Annotated in this window: 26 protein-coding genes; 22 read left to right on the top strand and 4 right to left on the bottom strand. The window is 51.0% G+C overall.

The window, feature by feature from the left end; all coding sequences use genetic code 11:
* Positions 1-283: 283 nt before the first annotated feature.
* The 3 genes from cysJ to cysH are packed head-to-tail and all read left to right on the top strand — an operon-like array spanning position 284 to position 4,544.
* Complete coding sequence (gene cysJ, locus ACF2G4_RS10370; protein WP_409074783.1) at positions 284-2,089, top strand: NADPH-dependent assimilatory sulfite reductase flavoprotein subunit; 1,806 nt, start codon at positions 284-286, stop codon at positions 2,087-2,089.
* The gene (gene cysI, locus ACF2G4_RS10365) at positions 2,089-3,813 is read left to right on the top strand and encodes an assimilatory sulfite reductase (NADPH) hemoprotein subunit (RefSeq protein WP_409074782.1); all 1,725 of its coding nucleotides are present in this window, start codon (positions 2,089-2,091) and stop codon (positions 3,811-3,813) included. The genes cysJ and cysI overlap by 1 nt, the downstream gene beginning before the upstream one ends.
* The gene (cysH, locus tag ACF2G4_RS10360) at positions 3,810-4,544 is read left to right on the top strand and encodes a phosphoadenosine phosphosulfate reductase (protein ID WP_215845757.1); all 735 of its coding nucleotides are present in this window, start codon (positions 3,810-3,812) and stop codon (positions 4,542-4,544) included. Before cysI ends, cysH begins: the two co-directional genes overlap by 4 nt.
* A gap of 170 nt (positions 4,545-4,714) precedes the next feature.
* On the opposite strand, the gene ACF2G4_RS10355 is transcribed toward cysH, so the two are convergent.
* Both ACF2G4_RS10355 and ACF2G4_RS10350 read right to left on the bottom strand, forming a co-directional pair.
* The gene (locus ACF2G4_RS10355) at positions 4,715-4,999 is read right to left on the bottom strand and encodes a YciI family protein (RefSeq protein WP_243079069.1); all 285 of its coding nucleotides are present in this window, start codon (positions 4,997-4,999) and stop codon (positions 4,715-4,717) included.
* A gap of 9 nt (positions 5,000-5,008) precedes the next feature.
* Complete coding sequence (locus tag ACF2G4_RS10350) at positions 5,009-6,028, bottom strand: aminopeptidase (RefSeq protein ID WP_409074781.1); 1,020 nt, start codon at positions 6,026-6,028, stop codon at positions 5,009-5,011.
* Positions 6,029-6,283: 255 nt separating this feature from the next.
* Here ACF2G4_RS10350 and cysG point away from each other — a divergent pair, with 255 nt between their 5' ends.
* The 14 genes from cysG (at position 6,284) to ACF2G4_RS10280 (ending at position 18,137) form a co-directional block, all read left to right on the top strand.
* Positions 6,284-7,699 (top strand): siroheme synthase CysG, encoded by a 1,416-nt coding sequence (cysG, locus tag ACF2G4_RS10345; protein WP_409074780.1) that lies wholly within the window; start codon positions 6,284-6,286, stop codon positions 7,697-7,699.
* A gap of 11 nt (positions 7,700-7,710) precedes the next feature.
* Positions 7,711-8,619, top strand: a complete 909-nt coding sequence (cysD, locus tag ACF2G4_RS10340) for a sulfate adenylyltransferase subunit CysD (RefSeq protein ID WP_243079071.1) — start codon at positions 7,711-7,713, stop codon at positions 8,617-8,619.
* Positions 8,620-8,630: 11 nt separating this feature from the next.
* Positions 8,631-10,058, top strand: a complete 1,428-nt coding sequence (gene cysN, locus ACF2G4_RS10335) for a sulfate adenylyltransferase subunit CysN (RefSeq protein WP_215845761.1) — start codon at positions 8,631-8,633, stop codon at positions 10,056-10,058.
* A complete protein-coding gene (cysC, locus tag ACF2G4_RS10330; protein ID WP_215845762.1) occupies positions 10,058-10,663 on the top strand; it encodes an adenylyl-sulfate kinase in 606 nt (201 codons plus the stop codon). The genes cysN and cysC overlap by 1 nt, the downstream gene beginning before the upstream one ends.
* 53 nt (positions 10,664-10,716) lie before the next feature.
* Positions 10,717-11,037, top strand: coding sequence for a DUF3561 family protein (locus ACF2G4_RS10325; protein ID WP_215845763.1), 321 nt, complete (start codon positions 10,717-10,719; stop codon positions 11,035-11,037).
* Positions 11,038-11,203: 166 nt separating this feature from the next.
* Positions 11,204-11,518, top strand: coding sequence for a cell division protein FtsB (ftsB, locus tag ACF2G4_RS10320; protein ID WP_215845764.1), 315 nt, complete (start codon positions 11,204-11,206; stop codon positions 11,516-11,518).
* A gap of 3 nt (positions 11,519-11,521) precedes the next feature.
* Positions 11,522-12,238 (top strand): 2-C-methyl-D-erythritol 4-phosphate cytidylyltransferase, encoded by a 717-nt coding sequence (gene ispD, locus ACF2G4_RS10315; RefSeq protein ID WP_215845765.1) that lies wholly within the window; start codon positions 11,522-11,524, stop codon positions 12,236-12,238.
* Positions 12,238-12,720, top strand: coding sequence for a 2-C-methyl-D-erythritol 2,4-cyclodiphosphate synthase (gene ispF, locus ACF2G4_RS10310; RefSeq protein WP_279234025.1), 483 nt, complete (start codon positions 12,238-12,240; stop codon positions 12,718-12,720). Before ispD ends, ispF begins: the two co-directional genes overlap by 1 nt.
* On the top strand, positions 12,717-13,757 hold the full coding sequence (truD, locus tag ACF2G4_RS10305; RefSeq protein WP_409074779.1) for a tRNA pseudouridine(13) synthase TruD: 1,041 nt from the start codon (positions 12,717-12,719) through the stop codon (positions 13,755-13,757). The genes ispF and truD overlap by 4 nt, the downstream gene beginning before the upstream one ends.
* A gap of 287 nt (positions 13,758-14,044) precedes the next feature.
* Entirely contained in the window at positions 14,045-14,806 is a 762-nt protein-coding gene (gene surE, locus ACF2G4_RS10300) for a 5'/3'-nucleotidase SurE (RefSeq protein WP_332625935.1), read from the top strand.
* Positions 14,800-15,426: a protein-L-isoaspartate(D-aspartate) O-methyltransferase gene (locus ACF2G4_RS10295; protein ID WP_215845768.1), complete on the top strand. Its 627-nt coding sequence runs from the start codon at positions 14,800-14,802 to the stop codon at positions 15,424-15,426. The genes surE and ACF2G4_RS10295 overlap by 7 nt, the downstream gene beginning before the upstream one ends.
* Before the next feature lie 166 nt (positions 15,427-15,592).
* Positions 15,593-16,693: a murein hydrolase activator NlpD gene (nlpD, locus tag ACF2G4_RS10290; protein ID WP_409074778.1), complete on the top strand. Its 1,101-nt coding sequence runs from the start codon at positions 15,593-15,595 to the stop codon at positions 16,691-16,693.
* Between the two features lie 51 nt (positions 16,694-16,744).
* A complete protein-coding gene (gene rpoS / locus ACF2G4_RS10285) occupies positions 16,745-17,737 on the top strand; it encodes an RNA polymerase sigma factor RpoS (RefSeq protein WP_215845769.1) in 993 nt (330 codons plus the stop codon).
* 184 nt (positions 17,738-17,921) lie between these two features.
* Positions 17,922-18,137: an SDR family oxidoreductase gene (locus tag ACF2G4_RS10280; RefSeq protein WP_332625934.1), complete on the top strand. Its 216-nt coding sequence runs from the start codon at positions 17,922-17,924 to the stop codon at positions 18,135-18,137.
* A 197-nt stretch (positions 18,138-18,334) separates the two neighbouring features.
* Here the strand turns inward: ACF2G4_RS10280 and mutS are convergent, their stop codons facing one another.
* Positions 18,335-20,878 (bottom strand): DNA mismatch repair protein MutS, encoded by a 2,544-nt coding sequence (gene mutS / locus ACF2G4_RS10275; protein ID WP_409074777.1) that lies wholly within the window; start codon positions 20,876-20,878, stop codon positions 18,335-18,337.
* A 366-nt stretch (positions 20,879-21,244) separates the two neighbouring features.
* Here mutS and mltB point away from each other — a divergent pair, with 366 nt between their 5' ends.
* Both mltB and ACF2G4_RS10265 read left to right on the top strand, forming a co-directional pair.
* The gene (gene mltB, locus ACF2G4_RS10270; RefSeq protein ID WP_409074776.1) at positions 21,245-22,327 is read left to right on the top strand and encodes a lytic murein transglycosylase B; all 1,083 of its coding nucleotides are present in this window, start codon (positions 21,245-21,247) and stop codon (positions 22,325-22,327) included.
* 83 nt (positions 22,328-22,410) lie between these two features.
* Positions 22,411-22,746 carry a zinc ribbon domain-containing protein YjdM gene (locus ACF2G4_RS10265; protein WP_409074775.1) on the top strand — a complete coding sequence of 112 codons (336 nt, stop codon included), beginning with the start codon at positions 22,411-22,413 and terminating at the stop codon, positions 22,744-22,746.
* Positions 22,747-22,781: 35 nt separating this feature from the next.
* Here ACF2G4_RS10265 and ACF2G4_RS10260 read toward each other — a convergent pair whose 3' ends face one another.
* Positions 22,782-23,669, bottom strand: a complete 888-nt coding sequence (locus ACF2G4_RS10260) for a dihydrodipicolinate synthase family protein (protein ID WP_409074774.1) — start codon at positions 23,667-23,669, stop codon at positions 22,782-22,784.
* A gap of 162 nt (positions 23,670-23,831) precedes the next feature.
* Here ACF2G4_RS10260 and tam point away from each other — a divergent pair, with 162 nt between their 5' ends.
* The 3 genes from tam (at position 23,832) to recA (ending at position 26,372) form a co-directional block, all read left to right on the top strand.
* Positions 23,832-24,608 (top strand): trans-aconitate 2-methyltransferase, encoded by a 777-nt coding sequence (gene tam, locus ACF2G4_RS10255; RefSeq protein ID WP_409074773.1) that lies wholly within the window; start codon positions 23,832-23,834, stop codon positions 24,606-24,608.
* Positions 24,609-24,711: 103 nt separating this feature from the next.
* Entirely contained in the window at positions 24,712-25,206 is a 495-nt protein-coding gene (pncC, locus tag ACF2G4_RS10250; RefSeq protein ID WP_243079082.1) for a nicotinamide-nucleotide amidase, read from the top strand.
* 95 nt (positions 25,207-25,301) lie between these two features.
* Positions 25,302-26,372 (top strand): recombinase RecA, encoded by a 1,071-nt coding sequence (gene recA, locus ACF2G4_RS10245; RefSeq protein ID WP_215845776.1) that lies wholly within the window; start codon positions 25,302-25,304, stop codon positions 26,370-26,372.
* The last annotated feature ends 117 nt before the right edge of the window (positions 26,373-26,489 follow it).

The following is a 26,489-nucleotide window of genomic DNA, read 5'->3' as shown; positions in this document are numbered from 1 at the left end:
TTAAAAACCGCTGAATTCTACCTGAAAGGCAGATTTTTCGCACCCGCAAAGCGCAAAGCCGCTTTTTTCGCTCAATTCTCTCTGCATCTGCTTGTTTAATAGCCTGATAAATAAGCGCTTTTTTTACCACTTTTGCCGATTATCTTTACCTGAAAAACCACTTAGTCATTTTGGTTATTTATTATGTCGAAGGCGTATTTAATCGTTAATATACGGCCCGGTAACCTACCCACTCTTCCGCCATTTTACGGTTCGGACTTCTGATACTGGAATTTTTAACGCGATGACGACTCAGGCACCAGGTTCAATGCTCCCACTCTCGCCGGAGCAACTCGCTCGCTTACAAGCGGCGACGACGGATTTTTCCACTACCCAAATGGCATGGCTCTCAGGTTATTTCTGGGGAATGGTCAATCAAACGCCTGGCAGCGTAGCCGTCAGCGCGGCGCCTGTGCAGGCTGAAATTCCAGCTATTACACTGCTTTCAGCCTCGCAAACCGGTAATGCACGCCGACTGGCGGAGCAACTGCGTGACGACTTGCTGGCGGCCAAACTGAACGTCAACCTTGTGAACGCGGGCGATTATAAATTCAAGCAGATCGGTCAGGAAAAACTGTTGGTGGTCGTGACGTCGACTCAAGGTGAAGGCGAGCCGCCAGAAGAAGCGGTGGCGTTGCATAAATTCCTGATGTCGAAAAAAGCCCCGAAAATGGACGGCACCGTATTTGCGGTGTTTGGTCTGGGTGATAACTCTTACGAATTCTTTAGCCAGGCCGGTAAAGATTTTGATAGCCGCCTGGCGGAGCTGGGTGCGGAGCGGCTGCTGGATCGCGTAGATGCTGATGTTGAATACGCAGATCAGGCCACGGCCTGGCGCAGCGCGTTGACAGAAATTCTGAAAAAACGTGTCCCTACTGAGTCGCCAGCGCAAGCTGCTGCCACAGCCGCAGGCAGCGTAAATGAAGTTTCCAGCAGTCCCTATACTAAAGAAGCGCCGCTTACCGCCAGCTTTGCGGTAAACCAGAAAATCACGGGCCGTGATTCTGACAAAGACGTTCGCCACATCGAAATTGATCTGGGTGATTCTGGCTTGCGCTATCAGCCTGGCGATGCGCTTGGCGTATGGTTTGAAAACGATGCGGAATTGGTTAAGGAACTGCTTGAGCTGGTGTGGCTGAAAGGCGATGAACCGGTTGACGTTAACGGGAAATCTTTGCCACTGGCAGAAGCATTACAAAAACATTTCGAACTGACAGTGAACACCGCGCAGATTGTGGCGCAGTACGCGGCGCTGTCGCGCAACGAAGAGCTGCTGTCGCTGGTGGATGACAAAGCTAAACTGCAGAAATATGCGCAGTGTTATCCGATTGTCGACATGATTCGTTTGGCACCGGCTGAGCTGAGTGCCGAGCAGCTAACTACGCTGCTGCGTCCGCTGACGCCGCGCCTTTACTCAATTGCTTCTTCACAGGCCGAAACAGAGACGGAAGTGCATATCACCGTCAGTGCAGTGCGCTTCGATATCGAAGAGCGCCAGCGTGGCGGCGGAGCTTCAACCTGGCTTGCTGATCGCATTGAAGAAGATGGCGAGATTCGCGTCTTTATCGAACACAACGATAACTTCCGTCTGCCAGCCAACCCGGATGCGCCGGTGATCATGATTGGGCCAGGTACCGGTATTGCACCGTTCCGCGCCTTTATGCAGCAGCGTGAGAATGAAGATGCTTCGGGTAAGAACTGGCTGTTCTTTGGTAATCCCCATTTTACCGAAGACTTCCTGTATCAGGTTGAATGGCAGAAATATGTGAAAGATGGCCTGTTGACCAATATCGATCTGGCATGGTCACGCGATCAGGCGGAAAAGATTTACGTACAAGATAAAATCCGCGCCAAAGGGGCGGAAGTGTGGCGCTGGATTGAAGAGGGCGCGCACCTTTATGTCTGCGGCGACGCTAACCGAATGGCAAAAGACGTCGAGCAGGCATTGCTGGATGTGGTGGTCGAACACGGTGGAATGGATCGTGAAACGGCCGACGAATTTTTAAGTGAGCTGCGCATTGAGCGCCGTTATCAGCGAGACGTTTACTAATGAGCGAAAAACACCCTGGACCGCTGGTTGTCGAAGGCAAATTAGCGGACGCCGAGCGTCTGAAAAAGCAGAGTAATTATCTGCGTGGCACCATCCTCGACGATCTCGACAATGGCCTGACCGGCGGTTTTACTGGCGACAACTTTCTGCTGATCCGTTTTCACGGCATGTACCAGCAGGATGACCGCGATATTCGTGCCGAACGTGCTGAGCAAAAGCTGGAAGCGCGTCACGCTATGATGCTGCGCTGCCGTTTGCCTGGCGGCATCATTACGCCGTCGCAGTGGCTGGCTATCGATAAGTTTGCCACCGATAAAACCCTTTACGGCAGCATCCGTTTAACCAACCGTCAGACTTTTCAGTTTCACGGCATCCTGAAGAAAAATGTTAAGCCGACGCATCAGATGCTGCATGAAGTGGGTCTTGATGCGCTGGCAACCGCTAACGATGTGAACCGTAACGTGCTTTGCACCTCAAACCCGGTTGAATCGGAGCTGCATCAGGAAGCGTACGAATGGGCGAAGAAACTTTCTGAGCATTTGCTGCCACGTACCCGCGCTTATGCGGAGATCTGGTGGGATCAGGAAAAAGTGGCGACCACCGACGAAGAGCCGATCCTCGGTGAAACTTACTTGCCGCGTAAATTCAAAACCACTGTGGTGATCCCGCCGAATAACGATGTGGATCTGCATGCCAACGATCTGAACTTTGTTGCTGTGGCAGAGAAAGGCAAACTGATTGGTTTCAACCTGCTGGTCGGCGGCGGTTTGTCGATTGAGCACGGTAACAAAGCCACTTACGCGCGCACCGCCAGTGAGTTTGGTTATCTGCCGGTTGAGAAGATTCTCGACGTGGCGGAAGCGGTGGTAACGACCCAGCGTGACTGGGGTAATCGTACCGATCGCAAAAATGCGAAAACCAAATACACCCTGGAACGCGTTGGTGTTGAGACGTTTAAAGCGGAAGTGGAAAAGCGTGCCGGTTTAACTTTCGAACCGATTCGTCCTTACGAATTCACTACACGCGGCGATCGTATTGGCTGGATCAAAGGCATCGACAACAAATGGCATCTAACGCTGTTTATTGAAAACGGCCGTCTGCTCGATTATCCAGGCCGTCCGCTGAAAAGTGGCATCGCCGAAATTGCCAAAGTACACGTGGGCGATTTCCGTTTGACCGCGAACCAAAACCTGATTGTGGCAGGTGTGCCGGAAAGCGAAAAAGCAGCGATCGAAGCGATTGCCCGTGCACATGGCTTAATGGAAAACGTCACGCCACAGCGTGAAAACTCCATGGCTTGCGTGGCTTTCCCGACCTGTCCGCTGGCGATGGCTGAGGCTGAACGTTTCCTGCCTTCTTTCGTCACTAAAGTCGAAGAGATCATGCACGGACACGGTGTTGGCCAAGAGCACATAGTGTTACGCGTTACCGGTTGTCCCAACGGTTGTGGCCGTGCCATGCTGGCTGAAATCGGCTTAGTGGGCAAAGCGCCAGGCCGTTATAACCTGCACATCGGCGGTAATCGCATAGGTACGCGCATCCCGCGTATGTATCGAGAAAATATTACTGAGGATGAAATCCTTGGCAGTATCGATGAGCTGGTTGGACGCTGGGCGAAAGAGCGTCAGGGCGAAGAAGGTTTTGGCGACTTCGTTATCCGCGCCGGGATTGTGACGCCGGTAGTGGACCCAGCACGTGATTTTTGGGATCAGGAGGCAAAATGAGTCAGTTAGACCTCGCAGCACTGAATGAGATGTCCAAGGTACAGCGCTCAATGGCGCTGGCCGCAACCAACGCTCAGCTGGAAAAATCTTCTGCTGAAGAGCGCGTGAGTTGGGCGCTGGAGAATTTACCGGGCGCTTACGTGCTCTCATCCAGCTTCGGTATTCAGGCGGCGGTGTCGCTGCACTTAGTTACGCGTCAACAGCCGGATATACCGGTTATCCTGACCGACACCGGTTATCTGTTCCCGGAAACGTATCGTTTTATTGATGAGCTGGCTGACCAGCTCAACCTGAACCTGAAAGTGTTTCGCGCAGAGACTTCGCCTGCCTGGCAGGAAGCGCGTTACGGCAAGCTGTGGGAGCAGGGTGTTGAAGGAATTGAGAAGTACAACGAGATCAACAAAGTTGAGCCGATGAATCGCGGTCTGGATACGCTGGGCGCGCAAACCTGGTTTGCAGGTCTGCGTCGCGATCAGTCAGGCAGCCGAGCGAATCTTCCCGTGCTGGGCGTGCAGCGCGGCGTGTTCAAAGTGCTGCCGATCATCGACTGGGATAACCGACAGATTCATCAATATTTGCAGGATAATAATCTTAAATATCATCCGCTGTGGGATCAGGGTTATCTTTCGGTTGGCGATACGCATACCACGCGCAAGTGGGAACCCGGCATGGCTGAAGAAGAGACGCGTTTCTTTGGTTTAAAGCGTGAGTGCGGATTGCACGAAGGCTAATAGTCATTTGCTTCCCTCCTCGCTCCTCCCCCATAAATGGCGGAGGACGATGCTGCCATATGTTAGTGATGAAGCGGCATGTGGCAGCGTCTCCTTCCCCCGCAAGCAGCGGAAGGTAGGGATGGGGGAAAGCCAGCACAGATCCAAAAATCCACAGCCAGCGCCTTAACTTAAATTCCTTTTAACGCAGCAAATGCCTCTGCTGCGCGCGTTACATTGATCTTTGTGACATCATAATTCGCCACCGCGACAAACGGATCCTCCGCCAGGATAGTATCCAGTCGGGCACGATCGATATCCTTAACGAGTACCATGCCACCGGTACGCGGATCTTTTCTTCCGGCTGCAATAAAGACGTCAGCATCAAAATAGCGATCCAGCCACTGAATATGCGGCTCAAGCAACGCTTCTACTTCTTCTACCGGGCGAAAATAGGTCAGATAAACCACGTACATATCAGATCCTCATACTTTGGGATTGGTGAGTTCGCTGAGCAGCGGCAGCAGTACTTTTACGCTGTCTCGGGTGCGCAGAGTAATGCGGCCCGGTAACCAGCGGTCCAGATAAGCCAGATTATCACGCTCGGTCTGATGGCGTGTGGTGCCGTCTGGGAAGTGGTGTGTGCGGCTGCGCTGCTGAGTACCATCTTTAGCCCCTAATGCCCAGTTGCTGGCGGTAACATCCATTAGCGGAAAGCCCGCTTTATCGAATGCATTGATGCCGGGGTAATCTTTACGGTTTAACTGATGACTCGCTGCCGAAATACCAAATTCACGCGCCAGATAAAGTGCTCGCTCGCTGGTTTGCTTGCGCACCGCGCGTGGTGTATTCAGGCCGCTGTTGAAATAAAGATGATCACCGGTTATCAGGCTATTAAGGTCGATAACCAGCAGCGTATTTTTCTTCTCTTTATTGCTCATGCGCGCAACGTAATCATCCATGCCGTGCAGACCAACTTCACCAGCGCTAAGCGCCACAAAACGCACACCATAATGCAGGGGTTTTTTGCTTAGCTTTTCCGCCAGTTCCAGCATGACGCCTAAACCTGAAGCGTTGTCGTCTACACCTTGCAGGCGCAGGCCGCCCATATTTTGATTCGCCTGGCTGCTGTTTTGTGGTGTCCATGTATCAAGGTGGGCGACGATTAAAATTTCCTGCGGCTCGCTGCCTGTACGGGCCGCAATCACCGAGGTTGCGGTGAGTTTATGCCAACGCGCTTTCCCGTCAGCGTCGTGCCAGTCGTAACCCGTATTGAACTGACGAGTATTAGTCTGAAAACCCAGCGAGGTGAACTGCTGTTTTAAATAATCGGCGGCCATTAATTCGGCCGGACTGCCGCTCATGCGACCGGGGAAATAGGTGGCAATATGACGGACTTGCTGTTCAGCAAATTGACCCGGCGTGTCAGTCGCAGCCTGGGCAGAAAAAATAAAACCGCAACAGAGCAGCGCAGTGAGCGCGGTCAGGCGGAAAGAGGCAAACATACGGCGTTCCTTGTAATTCATCTCATGACAGAAATTAGCGAAAATTTTCTGTGCTTAGTATGAAACTGTGACCCCGATTACACAATTTCAATCGCTCTGAAAGCCCAGTAAGATCATTTGCTAAGCACATTTTGTTCTGAGCTTTTCGCATTCGTTATTCCATTCAGTAACTACTCATTCCAATTCGTAATTTCATCTGGATTAACACCGGGACGTATAGTCGCGTTAACGCAAAGTTACAACACTAAGGTTAACGTGGATTATTTGCCTCTTTTTGCCGATCTCAAAGGCCGCCCGGTTTTGGTTGTCGGCGGTGGAGATATCGCGGCGCGGAAAATTGAACTGCTTCGTCGCGCGGGTGCGCGCGTGCAGATTGCTGCTCGCGAACTTTGCCCCGAGCTTCATGAACTGTTGGAAATGCAACAGCTGGAATGGCTGGCGACGCATTTTGATCCCGCCCAGCTCGATGGCGTGTTTCTGGTGATCGCGGCAACTGACGACAATACGCTAAATGCACAGGTATTCGAAACGGCTAATGCACGGCAAAAACTGGTCAATGTGGTCGATGACCAACCGAAGTGCAGCTTTATTTTTCCTTCTATCGTTGATCGCTCACCGCTGGTGGTAGCGATCTCGTCCAGCGGCACCGCGCCAGTGCTGGCGCGTATGCTCCGTGAAAAACTCGAAGCATTATTGCCCGCTAACTTAGGCCAAATGGCAGAGGTTGCGGGACAGTGGCGGGATAAAGTGAAACAGCGCTTTACGCGGATGTCCGATCGCCGTCGTTTCTGGGAGCGCGCTTTTAACGGTTTGTTCGCCAGCCAAATGGCAGCAGGCAATGTGAATGAAGCGAAGCTGACGCTTGATCGCGAACTCAACGACGAGCCGAATCAGCAGGGCGAAATTATTCTGGTCGGCGCGGGGCCTGGCGACAGCGGTCTGTTGACCTTACGCGGCTTGCAGGTGATGCAGTTGGCAGATGTCGTGCTTTATGACCATCTGGTCAGCGATGAAGTGCTGGAACTGGTTCGCCGTGATGCCGATCGTATCTGTGTTGGCAAGCGCGCGGGTGCGCATTCGGTGCCGCAGGAAGAGACCAATCAGATGCTGGTCAAACTGGCGCTGCAAGGCAAGCGCGTGGTGCGCCTGAAAGGCGGCGACCCGTTTATTTTTGGTCGGGGCGGCGAAGAGTTACAGGCGGCGCAGCAGGCAGGCATTCCGTTTCAGGTGGTGCCTGGCATTACTGCGGCGGCAGGCGCGACAGCCTATGCAGGCATTCCGTTAACGCACCGCGATTATGCGCAGAGCGTGCTGTTTATCACCGGGCATTGCCGTCCCGATGGTGATGGCATCGACTGGCCATCTTTGGCGCGTTCGCGTCAGACATTGGCAATTTATATGGGCACGGTGAAGGCTGCTGAAATCAGCGAAGGGTTGATTCAGCATGGGCGCGCCGCGTCTACGCCGGTCGCGGTCATCAGCCGCGGCACGCGACAAGATCAACAGGTGCTGACCGGTACCTTAGAACAGCTTGAGGCGCTGGCTGCATCTGCGCCCACTCCGGCACTGTTAGTGATTGGAGAAGTGGTCAATTTGCACGGGCAGCTCGCCTGGTTTCAACATTCAGCACAGCAGGGGACTCGCGAGTCCGCCGTTGTCAATCTGGCTTGAGAGGAAAAACGATGGACCAAAAACGACTCACTCATCTGCGTCAGTTAGAGGCAGAGAGTATCCATATCATTCGCGAAGTTGCGGCGGAGTTCGGCAATCCGGTGATGATGTATTCCATCGGTAAAGACTCTTCAGTGATGCTGCATCTGGCACGCAAAGCGTTCTTTCCGGGCACGCTGCCGTTCCCGCTGTTGCACGTGGATACCGGCTGGAAATTCCAGGAAATGTACGCGTTCCGCGATCGTACCGTGAAAGCGATGGGTGCTGAATTACTGGTTCACCGTAACCCGGAAGGCGTGGCAATGGGCATCAACCCCTTTGTTCACGGCAGCGCAAAGCATACCGATATCATGAAAACCGAAGGCTTAAAACAGGCGCTGAATAAGTACGGCTTTGATGCGGCCTTCGGTGGCGCTCGTCGTGACGAAGAGAAGTCGCGTGCTAAAGAGCGTATCTACTCCTTCCGCGACCGCTTCCATCGCTGGGACCCGAAAAATCAGCGTCCTGAGCTGTGGCACAACTACAACGGCCAGATCAACAAAGGCGAAAGCATTCGAGTCTTCCCCCTGTCGAACTGGACCGAGCTGGATATCTGGCAGTACATCTTTCTGGAAAACATCGACATTGTTCCGTTGTATTTGGCCGCGCCGCGTCCGGTGTTAGAACGCGACGGTATGTTGATGATGGTGGATGACGATCGTATTGACCTGCAACCTGGCGAAGTGATCAAGCAGCGCATGGTGCGTTTCCGTACTCTTGGTTGCTGGCCACTGACCGGTGCTGTTGAATCGCAAGCGCAAACGCTGCCGGAGATCATCGAAGAGATGTTGGTTTCTACTACCAGCGAGCGTCAGGGCCGCATGATTGACCGCGATCAATCCGGTTCGATGGAACTGAAAAAACGTCAGGGTTATTTCTAAGGAGACGCCAGATGAATACTGTAATTGCACAACAAATTGCCGACCAGGGCGGCGTTGAAGCCTGGCTGACCACACAACAACATAAAAGCCTGCTGCGTTTTCTGACCTGCGGCAGCGTTGATGACGGTAAAAGTACGCTGATTGGCCGCCTGCTGCATGACACGCGACAGATTTACGAAGATCAGCTTTCATCGCTGCACAATGACAGCAAACGTCACGGCACCCAAGGCGAAAAACTCGACCTAGCGCTGCTAGTGGATGGCCTGCAAGCTGAGCGTGAGCAAGGCATCACCATTGACGTAGCCTATCGCTATTTCTCTACGGAAAAGCGCAAGTTCATCATTGCCGACACGCCTGGACACGAACAGTACACGCGTAATATGGCAACCGGCGCCTCAACCTGTGATTTGGCAATTTTGTTGATCGATGCGCGTAAAGGCGTGCTGGATCAAACCCGCCGTCACAGCTTTATTTCTACGCTGCTGGGGATTAAACATCTGGTAGTGGCGATCAATAAAATGGATTTGGTGGAATACAAGCAAGAGGTATTCGAGCAGATCAAACAGGATTACCTCGATTTTGCCGCGCAGCTGCCGGAAGATTTAGATATCCGTTTTGTACCGATGTCGGCGCTGGAAGGGGATAACGTTGCGTCACCGAGCCAAACCATGCCGTGGTACAGCGGACCCACGCTGCTGGACGTGCTGGAAACGGTTGAGCTAAATCGCGTGGTCGATCATCAACCGATGCGTTTCCCGGTGCAGTATGTTAATCGCCCCAACCTGGATTTCCGCGGCTACGCCGGTACGCTGGCGTCTGGCGTGGTGAAAGTGGGCCAGCGTGTAAAAGTGCTGCCGTCTGGCGTTGAGTCGAACATCTCGCGCATTGTGACTTTTGATGGCGATCTGCAAGAAGCGGGCGCGGGTGAAGCGATCACGTTGGTGTTGGAAAATGAAATTGATATCAGCCGTGGCGATCTGCTGGTGGATGCCAGCGCTGAACTAAATGTAGTGCAAGCCGCCACTATTGACGTGGTGTGGATGGCTGAACAGCCGCTGCAGGCTGGCCAAAGTTACGACATTAAAATCGCCGGTAAGAAAGCGCGCGGTCGCGTAGAAAAAGTGATTCATCAGGTTGAGATCAACTCGTTGGAAAAACGCGATGTCGACAGCCTGCCGCTGAACGGTATTGGTTTAGTTGAGATGACGTTTGATGAGCCGATGGTACTGGATAAGTATCAGCAGAATCCGGTGACAGGCGGTATGATCTTTATCGATCGCCTCAGCAACGTCACTGTGGGCGCAGGCATGATCCATGAACCGCAAGTCGATGCGCCACGCGCGACTGGCGAGTTCAGTGCGTTTGAGCTGGAACTGAATGCGCTGGTGCGCCGTCATTTCCCACACTGGAACGCCCGCGATCTGTTGGGTGGTCAATAATGGCGCAACACGATGATAACGTGGTGTGGCACGATCATCCGGTAACGCGTGAATCGCGAGAGCAGCAGCACGGCCATCAAGGCGTGGTGCTGTGGTTTACCGGGCTTTCGGGCTCGGGAAAATCCACCGTGGCAGGGGCGCTTGAGCAGGCGCTGCATCGTATTGGTGTCAGCACTTATCTGCTCGATGGCGATAATGTGCGTCACGGCTTGTGTCGCGATCTCGGTTTTAGTGATGACGACCGCAAAGAGAATATTCGTCGGGTTGGCGAAGTGGCGAAGCTGATGGTCGATGCGGGTTTAGTGGTGTTAACTGCCTTTATTTCACCCCACCGTGCCGAGCGGAAAATGGTGCGCGATCTGTTAGATAAAGGTCAGTTTGTTGAAGTGTTTGTTGATACGCCTTTGTCAGTATGCGAATCGCGCGATCCGAAAGGATTGTACAAAAAAGCGCGTGCCGGTGAGTTACGTAACTTCACTGGCATTGATAGCGTATATGAAGCGCCAGAACAGCCAGAAATTCAGCTTGATGGCGAACAATTGGTTACAAAACTCGCCGCCCAATTGTTAGACCTGCTGCGTGACCGCGATATCATCAGATCCTGAAAAGAGAGCGGCAAATCGCCTGTGATTTGCCGCATTCGGTCACCAGGATTTTTATGCAGAATATTACCCCTATGTTGGCTCGCAAAGATGAACGCCCTGATGATGAGCCTCGCTCGTCACTGCCAGGCGGTATTATCGGCTTCCTTTCTTACTGGTGCGCGCTGGCAATCCCTTTCCTGCTCTACGGTTCCAACACGCTATTCTTCTTTCTCTATACTTGGCCATTCTTTCTCGCGCTGCTGCCGGTATCGGTGATTATGGGGATCGTGTATAGCATGTTGCTACGGGGTCAATTGCTGTGGACCTTACTTGCTACCGTCATTTCTGTTATCTGCCTGTTCTGGCTATTGTTCACTTTCCTCTCCGGCTGGTGATTACGTTGATGTGCAAACGCATCGGCTGGTTACAAAACTTTACCCGCTAATTTCACTTCTTTGACGTCACTTTTGTACACACATGCAGCAAAGCGGACCATTTTCGTTGCTGTTGTGGAGTCCTGCGCAAAGTTATGGGATGATTGGGCCGTTTTTAGGGGGCGGGATGGGAAAACTGACGTTACTGCTATTGGTGCTGTTAGGCTGGCTGCAATACTCATTGTGGCTGGGGAAAAACGGTGTCCATGATTATACGCGCGTTGATGATGACGTCGCGGTTCAACAGGCGAATAACGCCAAACTTAAGTCGCGTAACGATCAGCTGTTCGCCGAAATTGACGATCTCAATGGTGGCTCCGAAGCGATCGAAGAACGCGCACGTAATGAGTTGGGCATGATTAAACCCGGTGAAACCTTCTTTCGTCTGGTTCCTGATCAGAACAAACGTAACGCGCAAGCTGCGCAAAACCAACAACGATAAAACATGAACACTGTGTCCTCTTTTGCGGATGTGATTGCCGTGGTGCCGGCGGCCGGTATCGGCAGCCGCATGCAGGCGACTTGTCCTAAGCAGTATCTGACGATTGGTCAGCACACCCTTCTGGAACACAGCATTGCACGCCTGTTTTCGCATCCTGCTATCAAGCAGGTCATCATTGCAGTAAGCCCGGATGACCAACACTTTGCTTCGCTGCCGCTGGCAAGTGATCCACGCGTTATTCGCGTGGTGGGCGGAGAGACGCGTGCTGAGTCGGTGCTGGCAGGATTAGAGGCTGCGCAGGGCGCGAGTTGGGTGCTGGTGCACGATGCGGCGCGTCCATGTTTGCACCTGGATGACCTTTCGCGTCTGTTGCAAATTCGTGAGCAAAGCCGTGTTGGCGGCATTCTGGCCGCACCGGTGCGCGACACCATGAAGCGCGGCGAACCCGGTAAAGTAGCCATTGCTCATACCGTGGAACGCGAAGACCTCTGGCATGCATTAACCCCACAATACTTTCCTCACGCGCTGCTGACCGCTTGCCTGACGCGGGCTTTGAATGAAAATGCCAACATTACTGATGAAGCCTCGGCGTTGGAATATTGCGGCTATCATCCGGTATTGGTCAGTGGACGCAGTGATAACATCAAAGTTACCCGGCCAGAAGATCTGGCGCTGGCAGCTTTTTATCTCAGTCAGATTCAATTAAAGGAGAGCGCATGATGCGTATCGGTCACGGTTTTGACGTTCACGCTTTTGGTGGAGAAGGTCCGCTGGTGATTGGCGGCGTGCGAATTCCGTTTGAGCACGGTTTTATTGCCCATTCCGATGGCGACGTGGCGCTGCATGCGTTAACCGACGCGCTGTTAGGCGCGGTAGCAATGGGTGATATTGGTAAGCTATTCCCTGACACCGATCCAGCATTCAAAGGCGCTGACAGTCGTGGTTTGCTACGTGAGGCCTGGCGTCGCATTGCGGCCAAGGGTTATCAGATAGGCAATGTTGACGTCACTCTCATTGCCCAAGCGCCGAAAATGCTGCCGCACGTGCCGCAGATGCGGGTAAATATTGCCGAAGATCTGGGGTGTCATATGGATCAGGTTAACGTAAAAGCCACCACCACTGAAAAACTGGGTTTTACTGGACGCGGTGAAGGCATCGCGTGTGAAGCAGTGGCGCTGCTGCTGAAAGCGGAGCCCGCATGACGCTGCACTATTTACACGGCACGCCAACCGCAACCGGTGTGATTAAAGCCAACCCAGAAGATTTTGTGGTGGTGGAAGATCTCGGTTATAGCCCAGACGGTGAAGGTGAGCATCTGCTGGTGCGTATTCGTAAAACAGGCGCGAATACCCGCTTTGTTGCTGAGGCTCTGGCGAAATATCTTGGTATTCATCTGCGCGATCTGAGCTATGCGGGCATGAAAGATCGCCATGCTGTTACCGAACAAACGCTCTGTTTCCGCCTGCCAGGTAATGCCATGCCCGACTTGCGTGGCTTTGAGCTTGAAGGCGTTGAAATTCTTCAGGTTGTGCGCCATAAGCGCAAACTGCGTATTGGTGCGCTGGCGGGTAATGCATTTCGTCTTGTGATCCGTCAGGTCAGCCAGCGCGAAGCGGTTGAACATCGGCTGGCTTTAATCCGCGATGCCGGCGTGCCTAACTATTTTGGCGAACAGCGCTTTGGTCACAACGGTAATAACCTGACGATAGCGCAGCAATGGGCGCGCGATGAAATCCGCTTACGCGATCGTAATAAGCGCAGCCTGATTCTTTCTGCTGCTCGCAGTGCGCTGTTCAATCAGGTCACTAGCGCCCGCATGCAACAGCAGGGCGGATTGAGCCATGTATTGACTGGCGACGCAATGCAGCTAGCCGGGCGCGGCAGTTGGTTTGTCGCCCAGGCAGACGAACTTGAAGCATTGCAGGCGCGCGTTGATCAGCATGAATTGCGCGTTACCGCGCCAATGCCAGGACGCGGTGAACCGGGTCCGCAAGCAGAAGCGTTAGCCTTTGAGCAGCAAGCGTTGGCGGACTCATCGACGCTGATTTCTCTGCTCGATCGTGAACGCGTTGATGCGGGCCGTCGCGCAATGTTAGTGGTGCCACGCGACCTGCGCTGGGCGTGGTGGGATGACGTAACGCTGGAAATGCAGTTCTGGCTTCCTGCCGGAAGCTTTGCCACCAGCGTGGTACGCGAGCTGTTGAACAATACGGCTGACAACACCAACCTGGACGAATAAAGTTAGCCGATTGCTGAACGTAAGAGCGACCTACCGCATTGTGTTGGGTGTTTTTATGTTGCCAGCTTGCCGCATAAGTCCTGCTAAACGTCTTTGGTGATTGCCGTAACATTGTTCGTTCATCGGGTAATGTTGCGGCAAAGCGCTGTTATGGGACTATTTACGTCTACCACTTCCCCTCTCCCGCCGCTAGAATGCAAAGACCCCCACATGGGCTTTTTTCGCTGACAGGCATCTCTGCTTGTCTGCCCGCGAGGTTAGATTGAATCAAAAAAGGTCAGGGTGAAATGCGGATACTCCTCAGCAACGATGACGGAATTCATGCGCCGGGCATTCAAACGCTTGCCAGGGCATTACGGGAATTTGCCGACGTTCAGGTCGTCGCACCCGATCGTAATCGCAGTGGTGCATCAAACTCCCTGACGCTGGAAACGCCGCTGCGCACCTTTACCCATGAAAATGGGGATATTGCGGTGCAAATGGGAACGCCAACGGATTGCGTATTTCTTGGCGTAAACGCATTAATGCAACCGCGTCCTGAGATTGTAGTTTCGGGTATTAATGCGGGTCCTAATCTCGGTGATGATGTAATTTATTCCGGCACTGTCGCGGCGGCAATGGAAGGGCGACATTTGGGACTGCCAGCATTGGCGGTTTCACTGGATGGTCATCAGCATTATGACACTGCCGCTGCGGTAACCTGCGCGCTGCTCAAAGCATTAACGCGTGAGCCGCTGCGGACCGGCCGCATCCTCAATATCAACGTACCCGATTTACCGCTTGATCAGATCAAAGGTATTCGTGTGACGCGTTGTGGCAGTCGTCATCCGGCCGATCAAGTTATTCCTCAGCAAGATCCGCGGGGTAATACGCTCTACTGGATTGGACCGCCGGGGAAAAAATTAGATGCAGGCCCAGATACGGATTTCGCGGCGGTGGATCAAGGTTACGTCTCTGTCACTGCATTACATGTTGATCTTACCGCACACGCGGCTCAGGATATTCTTTCTGACTGGCTGGTTAACGCTGAGGTAAATCTGGCATGGTGAACCGGCGCATCGAAACGTTGTTGACACAACTTCGTCAGCAGGGCATTGACGATGAATGCCTGCTCAAAGCCATTGCTGATGTGCCGCGTGAGCGATTCATCGACGAAGCGTTTGAACACAAAGCCTGGGATAACGTGGCACTGCCGATTGGCTCAGGACAAACCATTTCTCAGCCTTACATGGTAGCTCGCATGACTGCGCTGCTTGAGCTACAGCCGCACTCTCGCGTGCTGGAAATTGGCACTGGCTCTGGCTATCAAACTGCAATTCTCGCTCATCTCGTCGATCATGTTTATTCGGTCGAACGCATTAAAGGTCTGCAATGGCAGGCCAAACGCCGCTTAAAGCAACTTGATCTGCACAACGTCTCCACACGTCACGGCGATGGTTGGCAAGGCTGGCCATCACGTGGCCCCTATGACGCCATCATAGTGACGGCTGCCCCACCCGAAATTCCGATTGCGCTGATGGCGCAATTAGCAGATGGCGGCATTATGGTGCTCCCGGTCGGCGAGGATCAGCAAGTGCTGAAACGCCTGCGTCGTAAGGGAGAGGAATTTGTTGAAGAGATAATTGAACCGGTCCGGTTTGTTCCTTTAGTTCAGGGCGATTTAGCTTAAGGCCTCTGCTACGTATTTCTTCACAACTGTTTCATAGCACCACGTACTTGATCTTGTTACTATCCCTTTTCATCAATGAAAAATCAGATTTTAACGCGCCGCACAGAGTATTGTGCTGGCGAGTAGAGTAGGACAGGTACAGCAGGGTTGCCATCACGGGGGATCAATGAGCACGGGAAGCACTATTTTTCAATTACGCCGTTTGGCGGCGCTTTCACTGGTAGGTTTTTGGCTGGCGGGCTGTAGCTCAGGCGATAACTCACAAGCACCCATTAGCCAAATTGGTGATGGCGGCGGTATGAACACGGCTTCTGATCAGACAAACACCCCTTCTGGCGGTGTACCCGCAATGCCAAGTCAGGGAGGAATGTTAAGCAATAATACAGCTTCCCAACAAAGCAATAGTGGAATGATTAGCGCAGATAACGCTGTACAGACGCAAAATGGGCGAATTGTTTACAACCGCAGTTATCAGAACATTCCGAAAGGTAGCTATTCAGGTGAAACTTACACCGTTAAACGCGGTGATACACTGTTTTACATTGCCTGGATTACCGGTAACGATTTCCGCGATTTAGCCCAACGTAACAACGTTTCAGCCCCGTATGGCCTGAATGTAGGGCAGACTTTGCAGATCGGTGATGCCTCTGGTCAGCCGATCACGGGTGGCAATGCCATTACCGTCGCCGATGCAACGCAGGGGGGCGTCCCAACATCGCCACAAATTAAATCTGCCGCTGTTGCACAGCAACCTGTTATTACGTATTCTGATGATTCGGGTAATTCGAGCGGCAGTAAACTTCTGCCATCGAAAGGAGCAAATGTTGCAACGACAACAGCTCCTGCCGTTACCGCACCACCCACGGTCAGTAGTACGACCAACAGTTCAACGCCGGTGGGAAGCTGGCGTTGGCCGACTGATGGGAAGATTATCGATAACTTCTCTGCTGCGGAAGGTGGCAATAAAGGTATCGATATCGCTGGATCGCGCGGACAATCTGTTGTCGCCACCGCATCGGGAAGGGTGGTTTACGCAGGTAACGCTCTCCGGGGTTACGGTAATTTAATCATCATCAAACACAATGATGATTACCTGAGTGCCTACGCCCACAACGATACAATGCTGGTCCGGGAACAACAGGAAGTTAAGGCGGGGCAAAAGATCGCTACCATGGGTAGCACCGGTACCAGTTCAGTAAGATTACATTTTGAAATTCGTTACAAGGGGAAATCCGTAAACCCGTTGCGTTATTTACCGCAGCGATAATCCGGCAGAACCTATGGTGTTCTGCCTTGGAATCACGGGTAGGAGCCGCTTATGAGCCAGAATACGCTGAAAGTAAACGAGTTACATGAGAATGCGGAATTCGAGGAGAACGGAGCTGAGGTTTTTGATGAGAAAGCTCTCGTTGAAAACGAACCTAGTGATAATGACGTAGCGGAAGAAGAGTTATTGTCACAAGGTGCGACGCAGCGCGTTTTAGATGCGACGCAGCTCTATCTCGGGGAGATTGGCTATTCTCCTTTGTTAACGGCTGAGGAGGAAGTTTTCTTCGCCCGCCGTGCATTACGAGGTGACATTGCTTCTCGTCGCCGCATGATCGAAAGTAACTTGCGCCTGGTGGTAAAGATTGCCCGCCGTTATAGCAATCGTGGACTGGCTTTGCTGGACCTGATTGAAGAGGGTAATCTTGGCCTGATTCGTGCCGTAGAGAAGTTTGACCCAGAACGTGGGTTCCGTTTCTCAACATACGCCACCTGGTGGATTCGTCAGACCATTGAACGGGCAATCATGAACCAAACCCGTACGATTCGTCTGCCGATTCACATTGTTAAAGAACTGAATGTTTACCTGCGCACCGCGCGTGAACTTTCCCACAAGCTTGATCATGAGCCAAGTGCGGAAGAAATTGCGGAGCAACTGGATAAACCTGTTGATGACGTAAGCCGTATGTTGCGTCTCAATGAACGCATTACATCAGTTGATACGCCACTGGGCGGAGATTCTGAAAAAGCGCTGCTGGACATTCTGGCCGATGAAAAAGACAATGGTCCAGAAGATACCACGCAAGATGACGATATGAAGCAAAGCATCGTCAAATGGTTGTTCGAACTGAACGCCAAGCAGCGTGAAGTGTTGGCGCGTCGTTTCGGCCTGTTGGGCTATGAAGCGGCAACGCTTGAGGATGTAGGCCGTGAGATCGGCTTAACCCGTGAGCGTGTACGTCAGATTCAGGTTGAAGGTTTACGCCGTCTGCGTGAAATCCTGCAGGCGCAGGGCCTCAACATTGAAGCACTTTTTCGTGAATAACGGTTTCATGAATAATTAGTACTGTTTTAATGCGAAAAGCGGTGATGTTAATCACCGCTTTTTTTATGCTCATATTTCACATGGCAGCATAAAACCTACCTGTTTTTTTCCTTGTACAGCGTTGCGTCAATAAGCTGAAAGCATGCGGTTTCGGTAGAATCGTTACATTGTCCCTCAGGCGAGCATGATTGCTTTGAGCGAACATACGGCTTATTACACCAATAAGGCGGGGATGATTTTTTTCATACGTGAAATGGCTACTGAACTTGGGCCGTTCGGTATTACCGCCCATGCGATTTCGCCAAAAAACATTGAAACGGAACGTAGTCAGCGTTACTGGCGTGCCGAGCAAATGAAGTTAAAAATCCCGCACATCGTTTTGCTTTACCTGAATAAATAGTCAGCGCGGTTTTATATCCCCGCAGTTCGGAAGCAGACACATCATTGGGCAAAATTGAGTCGTTGATGGTGGATAAAGCGTCGTTTAGTGCGTGTAAATAGTGTCACGACAGAATTTGAGAAAAGCAGTAAATCCACCAGAGAAAGAACCCAGAATAACAAGTACCCGCACACGATAATGCTCGTGTGCGGGAAAAATTAAACCAACGATTTCAGGCGATATATCCAGTCAAGTGCCTGACGCGGTGTCAGCGTATCAGGATCAAGTGCTTCAAGTGCTTCTACCGCTGGGGAGGTTTCCTCAACTAATAATGGGAGCTGAGAGCCATCAACTGTTGATGATGCCGTTAGTGTCGACGTCGTTTCTAACTCTTTTAGTTTGTTTCTTGCACGTTTAATCACTTCTTTAGGAACGCCTGCCAGCGCAGCCACAGCAAGGCCGTAACTCTTGCTTGCCGCGCCTTCCTGAACACTGTGCATAAATGCAATCGTATCGCCGTGTTCCACTGCATCAAGGTGCACATTGACGACGCCTTCCATTTTTTCTGGCAACGTTGTTAGCTCGAAATAATGGGTTGCAAACAGCGTCATAGCTTTGATTCTGTTTGCCAGATTTTCGGCACAAGCCCATGCAAGTGATAAGCCATCATAGGTTGAAGTACCTCGCCCGATTTCATCCATCAGAACCAAACTGTGTTCGGTGGCATTGTGCAAAATATTAGCCGTTTCGGTCATTTCCACCATGAAGGTTGATCGGCCCGAGGCGAGATCATCTGCTGCACCTACGCGCGTAAAAATACGATCTAACGGACCGATTACAGTCTCTTCAGCGGGTACGAAGCTACCAATCCAGGCCATCAACGCAATAAGTGCAGCCTGGCGCATATAGGTACTTTTACCGCCCATATTGGGTCCGGTAATGATCAACATACGGCGCTGCGGTGCTAAAGAGAGTGGGTTAGCGATAAAAGGTTCTTTCAGCACCTGCTCAACTACTGGATGTCGTCCGCCTGTAATTTTAATTCCCGGCTTATCTTGTAACGTTGGGCGACAGTAATTCAGCGTCCAGGCGCGTTCGGCCAGATTACTGAGCACATCCAGTTCGGCTAATGCGGAAGCACTGAGCTGCAGCGCTTCAAGGTGGGGCAGTAACTGGTCAAACAAAGCTTCATATAGCCCTTTTTCCAGTGCCAGCGCTTTGCCTTTTGACGTGAGGACTTTGTCTTCGTACTCTTTCAGTTCGGGAATAATGTAGCGCTCAGCATTTTTGAGCGTTTGGCGGCGTACGTAGTGCATTGGCACTTGGTGGCTTTGCCCGCGACTGACCTGAATGTAATAACCGTGAACGGCATTGAATCCTACTTTCAATGTGTCCAGCCCAAGCTTTTCTCGCTCACGAATCTCTAGCTTGTCGAGATAGTCGGTAGCGCCATCAGCCAGTGCTCGCCACTCGTCGAGCTCAGCGTTATAACCAGGTGCTATGACGCCACCGTCTCTAATCAACACCGGTGGTGATTCAATGACCGCTTGCTCGAGCAATTCTCGTAGCGCGGTAAATTCACCCATTTGCTCACGTAGCGTGTTTAACTGCGTAGTTTCTACGCTACCTAACAGAACGTTAAGTTCAGGCAGTTGTTGAAATGCATGGCGCATACGTGCCAAGTCGCGTGGGCGTGCTGTGCGCAAAGCCAGACGGGCTAAAATACGCTCCAGATCGCCAACCTGACGTAATACAGGCTGCAGGGATTCACAGAGATCCTGCAATTCAGCGATAGATTCCTGACGTTGATTAATAATCCGAGCATCGCGTAGTGGCATATGTAGCCAGCGCTTTAGCATGCGGCTACCCATTGGCGTAACGGTTTTGTCTAACACCGCAGCCAAGGTGTTTTCTGTGCCACCCGCTAGATTCTGCGTAATTTCTAAATTGCGACGCGTAGCAGCATCCATGATGACGCTATCTTGTTGTCGTTCCATGCTAAGCGAACGAATATGGGGCAGGGTGGTACGCTGTGTATCTTTGACATACTGCAACAAGCATCCGGCAGCGCGTAAACCTAAATGGGCCTGCTCAACACCGAAACCGCTGAGATCGCGCGTACCGAATTGCATATTGAGCTGCTGACGGGCGGTATCAATTTCAAATTCCCATAATGGGCGACGACGCAAGCCACGACGTTGCTCAATCAAAGACATTGCCTGGAAATCTTCAGGGTAGAGCAGTTCAGCCGGATTTGTGCGTTGTAACTCCGCAGCCATCGTTTCCTGGTCAGCGGGTTCGCTCAGGTGAAAACGACCTGAACTGATGTCCAGCGTAGCGAAGCCATAGCCTTGCGCGCTCTGCACAATAGCGGCCAACAAATTATCGTGACGTTCCTGTAATAGCGCTTCGTCACTGATCGTACCCGGCGTCACAATACGGACTACTTTGCGTTCAACGGGTCCTTTACTTAAAGCGGGATCGCCAATCTGCTCACAAATCGCGACTGATTCACCCAATTGCACCAATTTTGCAAGATAGTTTTCTACGGCATGGTAGGGCACGCCAGCCATAGGAATGGGTTCACCTGCTGAAGCGCCACGTTTGGTTAATGAGATTTCCAGCAGTTGCGAAGCGCGTTTTGCATCGTCGAAAAACAGCTCATAGAAATCGCCCATGCGATAAAACAGCAGGATGTCGGGATGCTCAGCCTTGAGGCGTAGATATTGCTGCATCATTGGCGTATGGGTGCTGAAGTCCATTTGCTCTGCTCCTTTCATCTCATTTTTACTCAAAGTTGCCTCTTCCTCTTTCCCGCCACGCTTGAAAAAGTGTTTCTATGGGGATGTGTGCAACAACCGGTTGGTCGAGTGCAAATTGTGAATGTTACCACTATTCACGCCAGCGCTTCATCTGACATCCCTTTTCAGCGAAGAACTTAACAAAGGGCGTTACGTGGGAAAACGCTTTTTTGATACAGATATACAACGTGCCGAGATGTCTCACAAAAGCGTCATGTGATACGTAAAGATGATAGAAAATCCGCTTTTTTTAGCGATTTGGCCTGTATGTCGCTGGTTCTAACGATTACCATGACGGTTCGTTTTGAGTCTGCTTATGGATGTCGAATGCGTTTTAAGGTTGCTTATCTACCGCTTATCGCTCTGCTTGCTGCCTGTAGCAGTAAGCCTCAAACACCCCAGGAAATGGCCGTTGAAAAAGCGCCTAAAGGCGGATTTTTACTTGAGCCTTCCCATGCGGTTCAACCCATGTTTGGTGACTTTGCCGGCAATCCTGCAGCAGAGCAGTTCATCAACCAAATGGTGGATAAACATGGATTTGACCGCCAACAGCTTCATGCGGTAATTGGTCAGGCTAAGCGACTGGACTATGTTTTGCGCCTTATGGATCGTCAAGCCCCTTCCTATACGCCACCGAGTGGACCAAACGGCGCATGGATTCGTTATCGGAATAAATTCATAACGCCGGATAACGTTCAAAATGGCGTCGCGTTTTGGGATCAATATCAAGAAGCGTTACAGCGGGCGCAGCAGGTTTATGGTGTGCCCCCAGAGATCATTGTCGGTATTATTGGCGTAGAGACACGCTGGGGCCGAGTGATGGGAAAAACGCGCATTTTGGATGCCTTAGCAACGCTGTCATTTAATTATCCGCGTCGAGCAGCTTACTTCAGCAGCGAGCTTGAGACCTTTTTACTAATGGCGCGTAATGAACAAGATGATCCATTGGATTTACGCGGATCTTTTGCCGGTGCAATGGGATATGGTCAGTTCATGCCATCATCTTATAAGCAATATGCGGTTGATTTTAATAGCGATGGGCATGCCAATCTCTGGGATCCGGTTGATGCGATTGGTAGCGTGGCGCATTACTTCCAGCAGCATGGCTGGCGGAGTGGCGAAAACATTGCTGTTCCGGCAAGTGGTCAGGCACCTCTACTTCAGGACGGTTTCAAAACCAGTTACAGCGTGAGCATGCTTGCCGCATCCGGCCTTTCCCCACAAGGATCGCTGAATGGCAATAATCAAGTTAGCTTGCTGCGACTTGACTTAGGGACAAGCTATCAATATTGGTATGGTTTGCCTAATTTTTACGTCATCACGCGTTATAACCACAGCACACATTATGCAATGGCAGTATGGCAATTAGGTGAAGCGGTAAGTAAAGCACGGCAGGGTTCGATGTTGTAAAGGCTGTCCTTAGTAACCGTAAGGTTATATGATGGCGCGCCATTAATTTCATCTTTATTGCCTAAATGTTTTCAGGAGTTGTTATGTCTTTACCCGCTTGCCCCCTTTGTCACGCCGATTACACTTGGCAGGACGGTAATAATCTCAACTGCCCTTCGTGCGGACACGTTTGGAGTCAAACTGAAGACCAAAGCAGTCATGATGAATTAGTGGTGCGAGATGCCAACGGAAATCTTCTTGCTGATGGTGATAGCGTTACTGTGATCAAGGATTTAAAAGTAAAAGGCAGCTCAGCGCCGCTTAAAATCGGCACCAAAGTGAAAGGAATTCGGTTGGTTGAAGGCGACCATAACATCGATTGTAAAATCGACGGGTTCGGACCAATGAAACTGAAATCAGAGTTTGTTAAAAAGAACTAAATTGAGTGGGCGCAGTTATGCGCCCGTTCAGATAGTCATTCAAACAGACGATCAATCGCAGCGCATTGCTCAATACTCAGCGCACCACCATAGTTACGTGAGTGACTTGTCATCGAATCGAAACGGCGTGAAACCGCTGTTTTAATGGTTGTCACAAAATCATCCCCAACCGTATAAATCGCCATGAGTTTGCCAATACGTTGTTGGATACGTACCAGTTCGGTAAGATCACCGCTACGCCAAGCCTGTTTAGCGCTGGCAAAAAGTTCTGGCACTATGTTATTTAATCCAGAAATGACGCCGGAACCCCCCGCCAGTAGATTCGGTAACAAATATTCGTCATAGCCAGAAAGCACAGCAAAATCGCCGCGCACCTTTTTTGTTTCCTCTATCAAGGCTCGGTTGTGCGACAAACAGTCCACTGTATCCTTTATACCTACAAAATTGGGTAACTTTGATGCCAGCTCGCTGATCAATGCTGGTGTAAGATCGCAGCCTGTGCGGGCAGGGAAGTTATAAGCAAACCATTTTCCCCCTAACTGCTGATCAAGCGCTTCAAAGTAGTGCAATAGCTGATTCTGCGTCTGCCCATAATAGTAGGGCGGTAAGACCATTACCGCATCAAATCCGCTTTTCCAGGCTGCATCAGCCAACTCAACAATATCGGCCATGCAAGTGCTGGAGACATTAGCCACCATTTTTAGCGGAGAAAGTTGGCGAGCTTCACGAATCAAAAAAAGCCTTTCTTGCTGTGTTAATGAGGCAAATTCTCCAATACTTCCCATCAGTAATAGAGTATCGATTCCTGAGGCATTCAGGCGTGAAAAATGGCGGCCTAACGCCTCAATGTCTACAGCGCCTTTTTCATCAAAAGGGGTTACGGAAGGGCACCAGACGCCAGCAAATTCTGAAGGTGTAGTCACGATCTACTCCTGAATCAGGGATATAAATGAAACGATGTTTTAATTTAATGAAGTAAAAAATTTCCTGCCAGCGCTCAATGCAAAAATGGAGTATGTATCGCACTTTTCATTTTTTAAGCATCTCGTTTTTGCGCGCATCAGCTGATAAGAGAGAGGTGAGCCGTGCACGATTGGAACCCAGAGCTATATCGCAAGTTTGAAGTAGAAAGAACCCGTCCTGCCAGAGAGTTACTGGCACAAATCAACGCAGATGAGGTCTCACAGGTTACCGATTTAGGTTGCGGCCCCGGAAACAGCACTGAACTACTTGTCGATTCTTGGCCTTTGGCTTTGGTTACGGGCATCGATACTTCTGAGGCGATGCTCGCTCAAGCGCGCATACGTTTACCGCAATGTGAGTTTTTCAATGCTGATATTGAGACCTGGCAGCCTGATGTGCCGCAGAACGTTATCTATGCTAATGCATCACTGCAATGGTTAAGCGAACACTCAACCTTATTACCGCATTTGGTTAAACAGCTTGCCGCTGGTGGTACTTTGGCGATTCAGATGCCAGACAATCTTAATGAACCTTCGCATCAGATGATGCGAAAAGTTGCCGAAAAAGCGCCCTGGAATTCCTTAATGAGTGCGCACGCTGCAGAGCGTAAGCAGTTGCTTACCAGCGATGATTATTATGATTTGCTGACCAAGGCAGGATGTGAGGTCAACATTTGGCGCACTACTTATTATCACGTTATGTCGGATGCTCAAGCTATTATCACATGGTTACAAGCGACGGGATTGCGCCCCTTTCTGCAACCGCTTAATGAGACTCAGCGGGACGCGTTTCTTAAAGATTATCATGAGCAATTGAGCCGGGCTTATCCTAAGCGCGCTGATGGTCAAGTTTTGCTGGCCTTTCCACGACTTTTTATCGTAGCGATGAAAATACGTTAAACATTATGGGGAGCAGTGCGCAAATTGATTATTCCTTGAGCCGCTGCGCTTGAAAAAAAGGGTGCATTCCACCATTTTGCTAACAGCTAAACGGAGATAAGCGATGAATGATCAACAACTGCTAATACTGAGTACGCAAGTTGGGGAACGATTAAAGCAAATTGGAGCAACAGTAACCTGTGCGGAATCATGCACTGGAGGGTGGATTGCCAAAGTATTAACAGACATCAGCGGTAGTTCAGCGTGGTTTGAGCGTGGGTTTGTTACCTACAGTAATGATGCGAAACAGCAACTTGTTGGCGTTAAGGCAGATTCATTGGCGCAGCATGGGGCGGTAAGTGAAGCTGTAGTGACTGAAATGGCTTTGGGCGCGCAACGTGAAGCACAGGCGGAGTTTGCGGTTTCGGTTAGCGGTATTGCTGGCCCGGACGGCGGCAGTGATGAAAAACCGGTCGGTACTGTCTGGTTTGGTTTTGCGGCGCCGCAAGGAAAAGTGAAGGCTTTTTGTCAGCATTTCTCTGGCGATCGTGAAGCCGTAAGACGCCAATCAGTGGCTTGGGCACTGCAAACGTTGTATAGCGAATTTCTGGTAAATTAAACTTGATACTGTATGACTATACAGTATAATTATCGGCAACAGAAAGAGAGCAGGCACCCAGAGTGCGTGTTTACCCGGCATGATTAGGAGTAGAAATGGCAATTGACGAAAACAAACAGAAGGCTTTAGCTGCCGCGCTGGGCCAGATTGAGAAGCAATTTGGTAAAGGCACTATCATGCGCCTGGGTGAAGACCGCTCAATGGACGTGGAAACCATCTCTACCGGTTCGCTTTCTCTGGATATCGCATTGGGCGCAGGCGGTTTACCGATGGGACGTATGGTGGAAATCTACGGACCAGAGTCATCAGGTAAAACGACGCTGACATTGCAGGTTATTGCCTCAGCACAGCGTAAAGGTAAAACCTGTGCCTTTATCGATGCAGAGCATGCACTGGATCCGGTTTACGCTAAAAAGCTTGGTGTCGATATTGATAATCTGCTGTGTTCTCAGCCAGATACAGGTGAGCAAGCATTAGAGATCTGTGATGCGTTAGCACGTTCAGGTGCTGTTGACGTTATCATTGTTGACTCCGTTGCTGCACTGACACCAAAAGCGGAAATCGAAGGTGAAATCGGTGACTCACATATGGGCCTTGCAGCACGTATGATGAGCCAGGCGATGCGTAAGCTTGCTGGTAACCTTAAGCAGTCCAACACTCTGCTGATTTTCATCAACCAGATCCGTATGAAAATTGGTGTGATGTTCGGTAACCCGGAAACCACTACCGGTGGTAACGCACTGAAATTTTATGCTTCTGTTCGTCTGGACATCCGCCGTATTGGTGCGATTAAAGATGGCGACAACGTCGTCGGTAGTGAGACGCGCGTTAAAGTGGTTAAAAACAAAATCGCTGCGCCATTTAAACAGGCCGAATTCCAGATCATGTATGGCGAAGGCATTAACATCTTTGGTGAACTGGTCGATTTGGGCGTGAAGCACAAGCTGATTGAAAAAGCGGGTGCGTGGTATAGTTATAACGGCGATAAGATTGGTCAAGGTAAAGCGAATGCGGGTAACTTCTTGAAAGAGAATCCAGCAATCGCAAACGAAATCGATCAGAAACTGCGTGATATGCTGCTTAATAATAGCGGTGAATCTGCGCCAGCAACTGAGTCTGTTGATGACGCTGAAAACGTTGCGAGCGAAGCTAACGAAGATTTCTAATGCGTTTACGGGAGTGAAGAAATTCACTCCCGTTTGTTTTTCCTGCCTTTCTTTTCTTTATCTTCCATCTGCTTTGCTCTGCCGCCATAATTTCACTCCGTTTGTATAAGGTGAGCA

The organism is Pantoea phytostimulans (assembly GCF_046118715.1).
Taxonomy (GTDB): domain Bacteria; phylum Pseudomonadota; class Gammaproteobacteria; order Enterobacterales; family Enterobacteriaceae; genus Pantoea; species Pantoea phytostimulans.
Note: the sequence above shows the minus strand (reverse complement) of the source record. Positions and strands in the feature narration are given on the sequence as shown.